The organism is Alkalibacterium indicireducens (assembly GCF_039522005.1).
GTDB lineage: Bacteria > Bacillota > Bacilli > Lactobacillales > Carnobacteriaceae_A > Alkalibacterium > Alkalibacterium indicireducens.
Genome location: NZ_BAAADA010000014.1, coordinates 7,822 through 22,860 on the forward strand (window position 1 = coordinate 7,822; position 15,039 = coordinate 22,860).

General features: G+C 38.4%; 11 protein-coding genes and 1 pseudogene. 8 read left to right on the plus strand and 4 right to left on the minus strand.

Annotated features, from left to right (window positions below; all coding sequences use genetic code 11):
- From ABFX15_RS00865 to ABFX15_RS00885, 5 genes and pseudogenes are all read left to right on the plus strand, one after another.
- A pseudogene (locus ABFX15_RS00865) lies at positions 1–269 on the plus strand (hypothetical protein); the annotation flags it as partial.
- Between the two features lie 390 nt (positions 270–659).
- Complete coding sequence (locus tag ABFX15_RS00870) at positions 660–2,159, plus strand: TIGR02677 family protein (RefSeq protein ID WP_346023676.1); 1,500 nt, start codon at positions 660–662, stop codon at positions 2,157–2,159.
- Positions 2,152–3,321: a TIGR02678 family protein gene (locus tag ABFX15_RS00875; RefSeq protein ID WP_346023677.1), complete on the plus strand. Its 1,170-nt coding sequence runs from the start codon at positions 2,152–2,154 to the stop codon at positions 3,319–3,321. Before ABFX15_RS00870 ends, ABFX15_RS00875 begins: the two co-directional genes overlap by 8 nt.
- Positions 3,321–7,478 (plus strand): TIGR02680 family protein, encoded by a 4,158-nt coding sequence (locus ABFX15_RS00880; protein WP_346023688.1) that lies wholly within the window; start codon positions 3,321–3,323, stop codon positions 7,476–7,478. Before ABFX15_RS00875 ends, ABFX15_RS00880 begins: the two co-directional genes overlap by 1 nt.
- Positions 7,471–8,772: a TIGR02679 family protein gene (locus ABFX15_RS00885; RefSeq protein WP_346023678.1), complete on the plus strand. Its 1,302-nt coding sequence runs from the start codon at positions 7,471–7,473 to the stop codon at positions 8,770–8,772. Before ABFX15_RS00880 ends, ABFX15_RS00885 begins: the two co-directional genes overlap by 8 nt.
- A 372-nt stretch (positions 8,773–9,144) precedes the next feature.
- Here the strand turns inward: ABFX15_RS00885 and ABFX15_RS00890 are convergent, their stop codons facing one another.
- Together ABFX15_RS00890 and ABFX15_RS00895 are read right to left on the minus strand one after the other, a co-directional pair.
- Positions 9,145–9,327 (minus strand): hypothetical protein, encoded by a 183-nt coding sequence (locus ABFX15_RS00890; RefSeq protein WP_346023679.1) that lies wholly within the window; start codon positions 9,325–9,327, stop codon positions 9,145–9,147.
- Positions 9,324–9,674, minus strand: a complete 351-nt coding sequence (locus ABFX15_RS00895; protein WP_346023680.1) for an ATP-binding protein — start codon at positions 9,672–9,674, stop codon at positions 9,324–9,326. The genes ABFX15_RS00890 and ABFX15_RS00895 overlap by 4 nt, the downstream gene beginning before the upstream one ends.
- A 21-nt stretch (positions 9,675–9,695) precedes the next feature.
- Here ABFX15_RS00895 and ABFX15_RS00900 point away from each other — a divergent pair, with 21 nt between their 5' ends.
- Positions 9,696–10,049, plus strand: coding sequence for a PepSY domain-containing protein (locus ABFX15_RS00900; protein WP_346023681.1), 354 nt, complete (start codon positions 9,696–9,698; stop codon positions 10,047–10,049).
- A 279-nt stretch (positions 10,050–10,328) separates the two neighbouring features.
- Here ABFX15_RS00900 and ABFX15_RS00905 read toward each other — a convergent pair whose 3' ends face one another.
- Together ABFX15_RS00905 and ABFX15_RS00910 are read right to left on the minus strand one after the other, a co-directional pair.
- Positions 10,329–11,234 carry a nuclease-related domain-containing protein gene (locus tag ABFX15_RS00905; protein ID WP_346023682.1) on the minus strand — a complete coding sequence of 302 codons (906 nt, stop codon included), beginning with the start codon at positions 11,232–11,234 and terminating at the stop codon, positions 10,329–10,331.
- 547 nt (positions 11,235–11,781) lie between these two features.
- Positions 11,782–12,579, minus strand: a complete 798-nt coding sequence (locus tag ABFX15_RS00910; RefSeq protein WP_346023689.1) for an AraC family ligand binding domain-containing protein — start codon at positions 12,577–12,579, stop codon at positions 11,782–11,784.
- A gap of 208 nt (positions 12,580–12,787) precedes the next feature.
- Here ABFX15_RS00910 and ABFX15_RS00915 point away from each other — a divergent pair, with 208 nt between their 5' ends.
- Together ABFX15_RS00915 and ABFX15_RS00920 are read left to right on the plus strand one after the other, a co-directional pair.
- Positions 12,788–14,026, plus strand: a complete 1,239-nt coding sequence (locus tag ABFX15_RS00915; RefSeq protein ID WP_346023683.1) for an ABC transporter substrate-binding protein — start codon at positions 12,788–12,790, stop codon at positions 14,024–14,026.
- A 76-nt stretch (positions 14,027–14,102) separates the two neighbouring features.
- Positions 14,103–14,972, plus strand: coding sequence for a carbohydrate ABC transporter permease (locus ABFX15_RS00920; RefSeq protein ID WP_346023684.1), 870 nt, complete (start codon positions 14,103–14,105; stop codon positions 14,970–14,972).
- The last annotated feature ends 67 nt before the right edge of the window (positions 14,973–15,039 follow it).

Genomic DNA, 15,039 nt, shown 5'->3' on the forward strand with positions numbered 1-15,039 from the left:
AAGCTGTTGATTTAGAGAAATCCGGAAAGACAGTAGTCATTAATGTAAAAATCACTGATGATCGTCCGATACCGGCTGAAGCACTGGAATTAGATCCAGCCTTATATTCAGAAGAAGAGATTCGAGCATTTAAAGAACGGTACGAAGCCGAAGAACTTGTTCCATTCAGTCAGTTCTTGAAAGAGGAAGGCCTGGAGTCATTAGTGCATAAACGCCAAAGCAAATCTACACAGGATGATTCGAAGGTGGATACTGAGGAGCAAATTTGACCTAAAAAATAATAAAAACTATTGAATCCAAACCCTAATCTAGACAAGTAAGCACTTTAAAGACGTTCACTTGTCTAGATGTTTTTTGATATATGAGTAAAGTTACTGCCTTGACTTAATTTAGAAAGGAGTAAATCCAAGAAAGAGTGAAATTTTCTTAATCTAAGTGATTCGAAATAGATCAGTAACACGTAACATATAGAATAATTGATTTTTACATATAGATATTACAAGTCAATTTTATAATATCAGGCACTTTTACCGAACATGTCCAATGAAGTAAAATTTACCAAAGCCAGATTATCTTCTTAATCTTCTTGTTCAATCGCTTAGGTAACTATGCTAAACTTAGTTTAATTAAATTGACTACGGCTAAAAAGGACTGTTGATATGACGTTAAGCAAAGTGAAGGAAGCAACCTACCTGACTGCGGATAATCATGCGCGTTACCGGACGATTATGCGCTATTTTTATATCCAGCATGAGCGTATGAGGGAGTTTATTTTTCCTGAAGAAGTGATGACCCATGTAAAAAGTCAGAATGGGTTTTCCGATTATGATGAAGACAACCTGCATATCGATTTGAACCAGCTGGTTAAATGGGGAAATCTCAAGCCTCGTCAGGAATTGGGTAATTCCAAAACAATTGACGAGTATAAGAAGAAGCGATTTCGGTATCAGCCCACTCCATATACCATTGAGTTCGAACGCATGCTGATTGAGATGGAGAACAAAGAGGAATCATTCGGTGGAGTGCTTGAACGGACTCAGTTCAGTAGACTTTACAGCTACTTGCAGAGTTTGGAGCAGATTGTTCTGAAAAACAAAATGGTGACTGATGAAGAAGCAAATCAGTTATGGGAAGATATCCAAACATATTTCCGTCAGATTGTCGAGAATACCTCAGATTATATTGGATATATTAGCAGTGAAGAAGTGGAAGAACGAATGAAAACTGAAGAATTCTTGATTTACAAAGATAAATTTACTGCGTATTTAAGAGAATTTATCCGAGCTATGCAGTCAACATCCGAACAAATCAGAGCTAAGCTGATTTTAATGACCACTGAAGATTTGTATCATTTTTTCGAGCAGGTCTGGCGTCATAAAACCCAGGCAAGACTTGAAGAAGTGGATGTGTCGCATGAAGCGAAACCTTTTGAGGAGTATTCTGGTCGCTGGCTCGCTATTCAATCATGGTTCAGAGGGACACAGTCCTATGGTAAAAGTGAGTCAGAAATGCTTCTTGAACGGACTACTGATGCCATCAGAAAAATCACTCAAGTCGTTCAACGTATGGGTGAACGGAATCAGAATCTGCGAAGCAGACGAGAAGAATACCTTCATTTGGCAGACTGGTTTAGTGAAATTGAGTCAATCAAAGAGGCACACGAATTATACGCAGCAGCATTTGGATTTGATCATTCTCGGCATTATTATATCGATCAGTATCCGACTGATGATTTATACACGGATATTTGGGAAATTGAGCCGATGATTCACACGACTAAACCGATGATTCGTACGTATCGTGAAAAGACTCGAGCTAATATGGTCATCGATCGTACTGAGGAAAGACTTAAGTCCAGACAAGTTTTCCTCAAAGAAAAAGAACTCGAGCGGGAATGGATTGAACAGTATATTAATGGACAAAAAATAGAACTCGATTCAATTGGTCGTGTTCAGCCAGCAGTGAGACAAATTTTCCTGAACTGGATAGGGAAAGCGATGGGTCATAAAGACCGAACCGTTCAAACTGACCTAGGAGTGAAAATCAAGCTTCATTTTAAAGAAGGCCGGATAACGTTAGATTCTGAAGATGGCAAAATCGATATGCCAAATGTCTGGTTCGAACTGATTGGAGAGAAAGGTGAGGCAGACTATGCTTGAAACAGGATTCACTGAACAACAGCAACATGCTTTAGGTCTGCTGTTTGAGAATTACTGGATACTAAGACAGGATAGTCCTTCTGACTACCAGCTTATCCGGGAAAATGAAAAAGCACTTAGACGATATGTCTCAGAAAAGCTAGGCTATTCACTGATTATACACAAAGACTTTATCAAACTTGAAAAAGTACCGGTCGAACCTAAAAGCTGGATGGGTATTCAGGACTTTCAGCATCCAAGAGATTATGTTCTATTTTGCTGTGGACTGGCATATCTGGAGAATCGATCAGTCGAAGACCAGTTTCTTTTATCTGAACTGGCAAAAGAACTGGAGGAAAGCTACCCTGGTTTAATAAAAATCGACTGGACGAATTATCAGCATCGTCAATCTCTGGTACGAGTGCTTAAGAAAATGGTCGAATTGAACTGTATCCGTGAAGTGGACAGCTATTCCGGTGGAGTAGAAGAATTTGCTCGTTCTGAAGAACAAGAAGTGCTGTATCAAGGAACCATTTATTCTCGTTATTACATGCGGAATCACTTAAGGACACTGAAAAGTTGTCAGACTATAGAAGATATTCTGACAATGGACTGGGAACGTAGTCAGGAAGATATCCGAAGAAAGCGTGTCTACCGTCAACTGTTCATAGAACCAGTTCTCTACCGTAAAGAACAAGATGATGAAGATTTCGACTATATCAGACGCTATCGTAATCGTGTAAGGGAAGATATAGAAGAACATTCACCATTTGAATTACAAGTAACGAAAAATGCAGCTATGCTGACTCTTCCTGAGCAGAAACAGCAATATGAATCGTATCCTGACAGAAAAGCGCGATCCCTGCTTAGCCTGCATGTTCAAAGTTTTTTACGTGACCGTCTCGATCAGTTTGAGATCAGTTCTTTTGGAGAAATCAGACTGACTCGTGCTCAATTTGAAGTAATCATCGAAAACGTTAGTTCAGAATTCAAACTAGGCTGGAGCATAGAATATAGAGAAAAAAGTAGCTTAAAGAAAACAGCAGAAGATGTACTGGAACACCTAATCGAGTGGTCTTTTGCTCGCATAGAAGAAGAGACTGGTCTCATCATATTTATGGCAGCCATTGCACGTATGAAAGGGCAGTACCCAGACGACTTTAAGGAGGAAGCTAACGAGTGATGAATAGTGAAAACAAATGGGAAATCAACCGAGCCGGACTATTTAACTACTGGTACTATGAGGATGAAGTGTTTGACTTTGCCGACGGAAAGCTTCTTTTAAGAGGAAATAATGGGGCGGGAAAATCTGTAACCATGCAGAGTTTTTTACCTGTCTTACTTGATGGATCGACTCGACCAGAAAGGCTTGACCCATTCGGATCCAGAGCCCGTCGAATGGAAGATTATCTATTAGGAGAAAAAGAAGTAACGGATCTTGAGGAGCGCACAGGTTACTTGTATATGGAATTTAAAAGAAAAAAGACTGATCAGTACATAACCATAGGAATTGGACTGAAAGCAAGACGAGGAGCCCAACTTACTTTTTGGGGATTCGTTATCACAGATAACCGACGCATCGGCATAGACTTTTCTTTATATTCCGAAGACATACATGAAGGGAAAAAAGTAAAAATCCCACTATCAAAAATCCAAATGCGTAATCAGCTGGATGATGGAGGCGAACTGGTAGACACAAAAGGGGACTATGCCAGTCTCGTGAACCAGCATATTTTCGGGTATGAAACCATCGAAGAATACGAGGATTTAATCAAGCTCCTTATTCAACTGCGCAGCCCTAAACTCTCAAAGGATTTCAGACCGACTGTCATTTATGACATTCTTGAAGAAGCTTTACCTCCTTTATCTGACGATGACCTGCGCCACTTGTCTGACACGATTGAACAGATGGATCAGACTAAGCAACAGCTCGAACAGCTGAATCGTGAATACCATGCGGTTTCTGCGCTCAATAAAGTCTATACACAATACAATCAGAAAGTACTGTATGAGCAGGCTAATGGATTAAAAACAGCTTCTGATAATTTTAAACAAGAGGAAGCTGCGCTTAACTATAAAAAGACAGAAAAAAATAATCTGGATAACGATATTAATCAATTAGAAGAAGATATTTTAAAACATGAATTAGACAAGCAAGCAGCAGAAAAGCAACGTCAGCGATTAGCACAGCACAAGGTATGGAATTTAGAAACGGAACGTCGGGAAAAGACCGATGACTTAAACAAGGAAACGGGTCGGTTAAAAGATTCTCAATCACGTCTGGATATTGCTCGAAAAAAAGAATATAGCGCCCGGGAACAACGCGATGCTATAGAACTAAAAAGTCGAGAACAGGAAAATGAGCTGACTGATTTTTTGGAGGATCTGGCTTCCAGTGCAAGCGAGGCAGCTTTTGAAGAATCACATAAAATTCACTCCAGTGATTTCATGGAACAGTACAAATCACTGTTTGCTTTTGATGCATGGGAAAAGCAGGCGGAAGATCACCTTGCACAGCTTGATGAGATTGCAGAGAAATTGAGTGCCTTGGACAGGTTAAGAGATTCATTTGAATCAAAAGATCGTCACTTAGGAGAAGTTAAATATCAGAAAGATGCGTTACGCATAGAAGAAAAGGACTGGAATGACTGGTTCCGGGAAGAAAAGAATAAACAACTGGACTCTATATACAGCTGGGTTCAAGACGCTTCTTATTTATCTGTACCTGAAGAAACCATGCAGAATGTGTCACGGGCAATGCAACATTTGTATGAAGACTACCGCTATGACGATATTCGTGAACCTGTTCGTGAGACTGTTCATCAGTACGAGTCGGTAAAACGAGAAGACCTTGCTAATCTGAAAGTAAAGATTAATTCTCAGAAAGAACGACTTGAAGAACTCACGATTGAATTAAGCGAATGGAAGAACAAGAAAGATCCGGATCCTCAGACTCCACCTTTAAGTAAGGCATTTCGTGAAAAACTCATCAACAAAGGTGTTTCAGCTGTACCTTTATACAATGCGGTTGAATTCAGACCCGAGATTGATGAGGAGACTCAGAAAAGAATCGAAGCAGCATTACTGGAATCTGGACTTCTCGATGCTCTGATAACTGATAAAACCATCAACGTCGAACATGACCGCATTCTCACACCTAATCCGCAAATCATGGCCTATACTTTAGCAGATATTTTAAAGCCTGACTTAGATGAAGATGCTACGTTATCAAATGAACAGGTTGATCAGATCCTCAGAAGTATCCTTATTGATGAATCCAATCGTGAAGCACTTTCTATATCAGAAAAAGGGTATTATTCAATTGGCCTTATGACGGGTCATGCCATTCCTGTGGAGTCCGTTCGTTTTATAGGTAAGAATGCCCGTAAAAGATATAGAGACAGTCAGATCGAACAACTGAACGTATCGATTGAAAATGTAAAAGTTCAACTGAAAGATTATAAAGAAAAACAAACTGCTATAGAGTATGATATCGACATTGCCAGACAAGCCTTCCGCCAGTTTCCTAATGATAAAGATTTAGCGGAAGGATATAAGCAGCTCACATCTGTGCAGCATAAGATTTCACAGGTAACCATCCAGATTGACATGTTGTCAGAAGAAGTAAAGACAATTGGGGCTGAACTAAAAACTCAAAACCAGCTGCTTATTCAACAAACCCGTTCATTCACTCTTCCTTTAGCTCTAACCGCTTATCAGGAGGCCGTTAAAGTTATGCGCCTGTATGAAAAAGGACTTGGTGAACTGAAACGCATGCACATGCAAGTACTCAATAATCAAGAGCGTCATAAAGACATTTCAGCCAGACTGGAAGAACTGGAAGACGAGCTGATAAGACACAAGGGGGAGATTAATACCTATCAGCCTCAAGTGGACCGCCTAAAAAAAGACATTGAGTATATCAATCAGCAAATCGAACAAGAAGGAATCAGTGATATTCGTAAACAAATTCAAGAAACCATTGATACCATGGATAAATTAGACCGTTTAATTATTGACAAAAGGAAAGAACATACGTCTAAATCTAAGGATATAGAATATGTCGAGAAAAACATTCAGGAGTATGAGGTCAGTCTGACATTTTGGAATAATCTGATGGAAGCCTGGAAGAATTCCTTTTCTAATGAATGGTCTAAAAACCTTCATGATTTCACTGATTTTGCAGACCTTTCTTTAGCAGAACAAGCACAAAAAGTGCAGGAAGCTTATACATCAATGGAAAATCAGGACCTGTCGGTTTTAAATGGTCGTTTATCTCGTGTAAGGAACGATCAGCTGGATAACTTGATTGAATTTAGTCCTACACAGAGAACTGATCGCGTGCCCGTTCCTGACTGGATGCAATTAGAAGTACAGAGGCCTGAGTTTGAAATCATGGTGAAAGATTGGCAGCGTGCCTCACAGAGAGAAGTCATTGAATGTTTGTATCAGGCTAAAAAAGTCAGTCCCTATACTGTTGAAAAAGAGTTGTCTGCATTGAAAGAGCGACAACAAGTGTATCTGGATGAACAGGATAAACGCCTATATGAAGAAATACTGTTCCAGTCTGTTGGACATAAACTTCGCTCAAGAATAGGACGAGCGGAACGCTGGGTAGAAGAAATGAAAGAATTAATGCAGTCACGAAACGATTCCTCCGGTTTGATGTTCTCCATAAAATGGAAACCAAGAACAGCGGAAACCGAAGACGAATTGGATACCAGAGAGTTAGTCAATCTGCTCAGACAAAAATCCGAACTGTTGAATGATGATGATATTGACAAAGTGACTAGACATTTTAGAACAAAAATCGAACGAGCTAAGGGAATAATGAATGATTCAACTGAACTTCAGACCCTCCTTCAAGTGCTGAAACAAGTGCTTGATTATCGCAGATGGTTCTCATTCGAATTGAGTTTTCAGAGAAAAGGAGACGACAGAAAACGTCCTTTGACAGATAATCAGTTTTATAAGTTCAGTGGGGGAGAAAAAGCACGAGCGATGTACATTCCGCTATTCATTGCTACTTATTCAAGGTATAAAGAAGCGGATAGTACAGCGCCTTATCTGATTTCCCTTGATGAAGCCTTTGCTGGAGTGGACGATAGAAATATTGCTGATCTATTCGAAGTCGTTGAAGAGTTAAATTTCAACTATATCATTAATTCACAAGTTTTATGGGGAGATTACCCAACCGTTTCACAATTAGCAATAAGTGAACTCTTTCGACCTCAAAATGCGGATCACGTCGCCGTCATCCGCTATTTATGGGACGGGAGAAAACGCACATTGGTAACTGATGAGAATGGTGAAAGCCAAGAAGGTGAGTCGGATGAGTAAGCAAGATCATCAATCGATTCAGTATTTCAAAGCACATGCACTCTATAAAAAACTGTTTTCCGAATTCAAAAAGAAGTATGAATCCTTAGGTAAAATAGGCGGCAGTGTGTCCTTGATTCAATTCTCGGATAATGAGATTGAAGAATTAGCTGAGTTTTTAGGAATAAGACCTGATATCCTTTTGAAAAAGAGAAGAATAACCTTACTTCAGTTTGAAAAACAGCTTAAAAAATATAAGTTTGATGATTTAGATTTACGGCAATTACTTGAATTATATTTTGGTGAAAGCCTTATTTCAAATAGCCAGAGGCAGGAACAACAGGCTCTTGAGCTGCAGTCCTACCTAAATCATTTAAAAATGAACTATTCGTCTGCAGAGATTTGGCTTGATTATCTGGAAGGGAAATCTTCAGATAGTTACTGGATATACAGATTGATGGAAGAATCTTATGATGATTTTGAATCGTACGTTGACATCCTAGATAGGGTCTTGCAGAACATTCCGGAAAACCCTATTAGACTGCCAGTCTTTGCCCAGCAAATGACTGGCAATCCCCATGCATTTGATCGGAACCAGAATCATGGGAGGCTGCTGATTCACGTGCTGACTGTACGAGAAGCCAGGTATGACCATGAAAAGGTGGTTATTCCGACAACCAGTGAAGGTATCAATGAACTGCTTTTGACGTATAATATCTTAAGAGACGATATTGCTAATTATGTAACTGTAGCTAACCTTATGGCAGATACAGACAGTCCTAAGAAAGAGTTCTGGAAAATAGCTTGTGACACGAGGGTAGTCCAGAATGTGCCTATCCGTGAACTGATTCACCTCGACAGTCTCTATCCCTCTAATCATAAAAAAGATGTATGGATCGTCGAAAACTCTGGAGTCTTTTCCAGCATACTGGATGCCGTCCCTGAAGCTCCCTTAATTTGTACACACGGACAATTTAAATTGGCATCCTGGAAGTGTTTTGATCTGCTAGTTAAGAATGGCATCAGACTTCATTATTCTAGTGACCTGGATCCTGAAGGGATAGGGATGGCGCAACGATTATTAAATCGCTACCCAGATTTAGTTGAATTGTGGGAAATGACTGAACATTCCTACGCTAAGTCTGTTTCTAATGGCGATTCATTGTCTGAAGCACGACTGAAAAAACTGAATGCTATTACCAATCAAGATTTGCTGGCTATCAAGCATGAAATGAATCAAAACAAAGCCCCTGGTTACCAGGAAGCTCTATTGGATGATATGATTGAGGTTTTACAAAAGAATTTAAAGTACTAATATAAAGGTGAAATCTGGTCAATCCAGATTATCGTTATAGCTTTTTAAGGGTCATACCATATCTGAAAATGGAGTTCAAGAGGCTAAGGCGTTTTGAACTTCATTTTTTATGTATAGAATGCATTTCAAACGAGAAAGGTCTCTAAACTTCATCTAAAATATGAACAACGAACCTCAATCCCTGTTAGAAGTGATATTTTTATTATGTTATTATAATATTAACCATATAAATAAGTTCTTTGTATACACTGTTGAGTATTGCGGACAGAAAGAACCACTTGTGCGGAGTTTAGAGCCAGTAATTGCGAGACATAGAGCCACTCAATGCGGATAAAAAGGCCACTGATATTTTACTCATCAGTGGCCTTTTGTCTATTCTTCTAGCCCATTATCTATAATGGATATTGCTAATTTCACCATATCATTTTCCGGCGGTAACTCATCCTCAAGATAGAAAGGGACTAATAAATTCTCTATTTCCATCATAATTTCATCTGGTAAATAACGGTGAAAAAAATAACGAGCAAGTCTATCTTCCACTTCTGAAGGAATCATTTCACTGCCCTCAATCCATGTCTCTCACGCATAGAGACCTCTCCATCGATCAGAATACTGTAAGAATCATGCACAATACGATCAAGGATTGCATCTGCGACGAGAGCTTCACCGAGTTTCTCATACCATCCTTCAGGGGCTGTCTGTGAACAAAAAATAGTAGAAGCTGTCTTCAAACGAGATTCTATGATTTCAAATAAAGTTAAGGCATGTTCTTCTGGTAATGCCGTTAATAACCATTCATCAATAATAAGCAGGTCAACTTTCTTATACTTCTTAATCAATCGGCGGAAACTTCCGTCTGCATCATTTCTTGCTGAAATAAATTCGTCAAGTAGTTCTGGCAAACGTACATATTTCACTTTATAATGTTGGCGACAGGCTTGAATATCGATGAGATCGAATTTGAACGAGAAGACGGACGTTACGTCTATGACTTTGAAGGATGGGATGGAGAATTCGAATATGAAATGGAAATAGACGCTCAGACTGGGGAAATTCTTTCTCAAGAAACTGAACCTGACACTGATCATGATGATATCCTTGATTTGGACGGCATAATCAGTCCGCAAGAAGCAATGGCTATTGCACTTGAAGCAGCAGGATCAGGTTACGTTGAAGAATGGGATCTTGAGCTGGAAAACGGCTTTACGGTGTATGAAGTAGACATTGAAGGTGGAGAAGACCAGGACGTCGATGCTCACACTGGGGAAATCCGTTAAATTAGTTTTTCTTTCAAAAAGAAAAGAGGGTCTCATCATCAGGATGGGCCCTCTTTTTCTGCAGATTAATATAATGTCGGGACTGTTTTTAGTTGAAATTCTCATTTCCGAAAAATGACCGTTTATTGTAAGGAGTTAGTGAGTTTTAACCGGTAACTCCTGAAGATTAACGACTAATCTTCAGAAGTAGCTCGAAATTAGGATCTTACTTCTATAGAAAACCCGGAATCTTCAGAAGTTGAGAAAATAATTTCTGGAACACCTGAAGATAGTATCGATTTAACTGTAATATGTGCCTCTTCCAGCGAAATGAGTGTGATAGTTATTACTCAAGACATCTTGTATTCTTGATTTGGACCATGTGCTTCCGCACCATCTATAAATCAGTTGTTTAGTCAGTCGACTATCAGGAAAAAGCAGTCTGAATTCTTCTATGCTGCGATGAATGGCTTCAGTCGTTTTTTCTTGGTGCCCACACTGAGAGCATGTACGCAGTTGTCGGGAGGCAGTGTAGTCGAAGGAAAAGCATTCCGGACACAAGATGCCTTTTTCAAGTTGATCAAATTCATACTCAGGCAGATTAGATGGCCGATACTTGCTGTCATGAAGATTAACGAGTTTTTCTGCTATAGCTATATTCCTATCATTTGCTATCGGCGTTTTTCCCCCAAACTGAGTAAAATGGTCTGGTAACTGTCCTGCAAATATTATGGCTGGATCTGGGGGTAGAGAATAGACATAAAAATTCGGATTTATATAAATGACGTAAGATGATATAGCGGTTTGATAACCGTACTTTAACAATAAATTATACAAGTAAGCTTTCTTTCTATCTGCTTGTGCTAAATGACTTTGCAAAATATGCCCGGATTTCGAAAAAAGACTTCCTTCTTTATAATGATACGATCCGGAATAGTTTTTGACTTCATACAAATAGATATGATCAGCCGTAATAAGTAGAGAATCAATTTGGTACTGTGTATCTTGTGTGTTTAAAATCAAATCATTGATCACTAAGCCATTGATGAGTGAGTCTTTCATATAATGATCAAATTGTTTCTCACCTTCAAAACCCTTGATTTGGTTCTTATACTGTAATTTCTCATTAAACGATAAATTCATGCGGCAATTTAAAGATTCTAGTATACGGTGGTTGATTGATTTTGTACGTTCTTTGAGTATCATGTGCATAGAGCCTCCTATTATTTAGTCGTCTCTATTAATATATGCAAAAGAATCGAAAACTCACTTTTTTTCTTTGAATTTATTATTTTATTAATTAATTTGATGAAATCTTAAGAAGTAGACTTGAAAATCGGAAATACTTCTTAAGATTACGAAAAAACCAAAGAAGTCTGCCCGAAAACTGTCATTACTTCTTAAGATACGCCTATTATCTTAAGGAGTACTGCCGAATAAATCCTGAACTCCTTAAGTAAAGTACAAAGCAGACTATTTTATCAGTGAGCTGATAAAATATACATCATTCTAAGGAATGAGCTGTTGTTTGAAGCAATCGAACTCAAGTATATTAGAATTAAGTCTCTTTTTCATTAGTTAGACTTGCTAACATTAATTCAGGTTAAACTCCTCTCGCAAGTTACTATAGATGCCATCTCCAATTTGATTAACATTTTTCACTTGGCTTTAGGAAATAAAAGGGCCATTATGCTGACAGTATTCAATAATATAAGTCGCTCTCTTTGGACCGATAAAAGTGTCTAGTCGAGCTTCATTTTTGTGTAGATTTTCGATATTGACTTGGAGTTAACAGAAAATAGTTCTTGAATGCTTTTGAAAAGGTGACTTGATCATTGTAGCCGACTGAAAAAGCAATTTCATTTATCGTCATCTTGGTTGCAAATAATAATTGGCTGGCTCTTTTCATCCTTACATCCATCATATATTTCTTTGGTGAAAGACCTATATTTTTTTTAAACAAAACACTCAGATAACTGCGGTTAATATTTAGTTGATCAGCGATGGATTGAATGTCTATGTTGTTATGATAATTTTGATCAATATAGTTTTTTATTTGCGAAAAATAGTCGTGTTTGATTTTGTTTTCTCTCAAAGGATTTGGATAAGCTTTTCCCAGCTCATACATAATGGAATAGAGGTAGCTGTATGCTTTGATGTAATCTAATTGAGTTAAGTTACTCTCTGTCTGCAAAACAATTTCCTTAATTAAATTTCCGATAGTTTTAGTTTTTTTAGATTGACTGTATTTTAAAATGGCGGTCTCATTTATTTTACTCAAGCTTAAAAGGTCTTCCAGCTTTGTTCCGCTGATGCCGATCCAGTAATAAGACCAGGGATCACTACTGTTAGCGACATAGTATGTCATTTCGTTAGGTTTCAGCAAAAACAGGTCTCCGGCTTCTAAAGCAAAGTTCTCATGATTGTAATAAAAGGTTCCCGTTCCGTGCGTTATATAATGCAAAACATAATTATTTCTAACAGAAGGGCCATAGCTGTAAGAAGGTTCCAGGTCTTCATATCCGCAAAAGTCTATCGAAAGATCCAGCATGTTCACATTGTGTTCCGAATAGATTAACAAAAAATAACAACTCCTTTTTACTTACATCCAACATTATACCATTTTTATATAACAAAATGCCATTAATTAGAATGCTTTATCAAGGTATGCTGAACTTGTTCATTAAATAAAGCGCTATCTTTTATAAACTTTGCAGAAATGATAGCTATTATTTTAAATACAGAAAAGAGGAAAAATAATGAAATTTGATAAAAAATATGTCGTTTTAGCCACTTCAGCATTTTTGTTATCCGCATGCGGGAATGGTGATGATGATTCAGCTGGCAGCAGATCGCTTGAAGTGTTCAGTCAGAAGCCGGAAATGCAGGCTCAGCTGCAGGCGATAGTTGATGATTTTAATGAAGAATATGAGGCAGATTTGGAATTGGTCAGTGTTCCTGATCCTGGAACTGTTTTACGCACAAGGATAGCAAATAATGATGCTCCAGATATCATAAATATCTTTCCTCAAAATACTGATTTTCAGCAATGGTCATCGGCTGGTGAATTTATAGAATTATCTAACGAGGAATTTATGGATAATATCGTAGAAGGTGCTGCTGAAGAATATGCTATCAATGATGGGATTTATTCTTTACCTTTAACGACAAACGCTTGGGGATTTTTCTACAATGAAGATAAATTCAATGAGCTGTCTTTAGAAGTACCGGAAACATGGGCAGAATTTGAGCAGCTTGTTGAAGATATAAATAATGCAGGCGAAGTCCCTTTTGCAGGAGCATTTTCTACTGCAGATTCCTGGACTCTAAACGGCTTTCATCAGTTGGCATGGGCACAAGCCGCTGGGGGATATGATGGGGCTAATGACTATCTAAGGCATAGCGAACCAGGAGCGATCAGTACGAAAGATCCTGAATTTCAGAGAGTCACGGACCAGCTTTCGCTTTTAATAGGCAATGCACAGAGAAACTCAGCTGGTGCCTCATACAATGATGCGATAGCTGCTTTTACAAATGAAGACGCACTTATCATGCCTAATGGGATCTGGGCGTTGCCAGCAATCAATGAGCAAAATCCTGACTTTACAGTCCGCTCGTTTGCCTATCCAGGAGAAAATCCGGGTGAACAATTAACCGTAGGTGCTGCTGATCTGGCCTTTTCAATTAGTGAATCAACCAGTAATCCTGAACTGGCTTTACAATTCTTAGAGTATATGAGTGATCCAGACGTTCTTCGACGCTATTACGAAGTAGACGGGATGCCGACCTCGTTAGTTGAGCTGCAAGATGACGACTCATTTGAAGAAACATATGGAATCACTCAGTATACATTTACAGATCAGCAAATGATTTGGCTTCATCAAGACTGGGATTCTGAAGAAGGGTTCTGGCACGCGACAGTTGATTTTATTAATGGCGGAGGAGATGAAGAGGCTTTAGCAAATAGTCTAAACCAATTTTTCGATCCAATGAAATAATCTGCATAGAAAGTTAAAGCAGAGGTGATCACTTGCTTCTGCTTTAATAAAAAATCAATACTTAGGAGAGAGATTGATGAAGAAAAGCTTTTTATCCAGACACTGGGGCTATCTATTTTTGATCATACCTATCGTTTTACAAATCGTTTTCTTTTTTACTCCTTTAGCTCAAGGATTTTTCTTGAGTTTAACCAATTATACTGGTCTTACACAAAATTATGACTTAGTCGGGTTCTCAAACTATACAGCTGCTTTTTCTGATCCTAGATTCATCAGCAGTATCCGTTTCACGACATTATTTACGATTGTGATGATTGTAGGGCAGATAACGATTGGTTTAGGAGTAGGACTGCTATTAAATGAGAAAATGCCTGGCAGAGGATTTTTTAGAACAACCTATTTTTTTCCAGCTGTTTTAAGTACAGTTACTGTTGGTCTGATATTCAGCCAAATTTTTAATTATGGTATTCCTCAAATTGGTGAATTGTTCGATATAGAGTTTCTTAAAAATAACTTACTTGCCAGTGCAAGTACTGCACCGTGGGCAGTATCATTTGTAGCGTTGTGGCAGGGAGTTGCCATGCCTATCATTATTTTTCTGGCAGGGTTACAGAGTATTCCAACTGAAATTTTAGAAGCTGCAAAGATTGATGGGGCAACAGAAGTACAGACTTTTTTTAATATCAAACTTCCTTACTTGCTTCCGTCAATCAGTATTGTATTTATTCTAGCTTTAAAATCCGGGTTGACCGCATTCGATAATATTTTTGCCTTGACTGGCGGGGGCCCACAAAATAGTACAACAAGTTTAGGGTTATTAGTCTACAATACAGCATTTACCTTTAATCAAGCAGGGTATGCTAATGCAATCGCAATGATCCTTTTCTTAATCATTATTATTATATCTATAGTTCAATTGCATATCAGCAGTCGTTTCGAAGTGTGATAGGAGGAAAAGTTTTGATGAAAAGAGTCATTAACTCAAGTTTCGCACCCTGATCAAACCTTGGAAA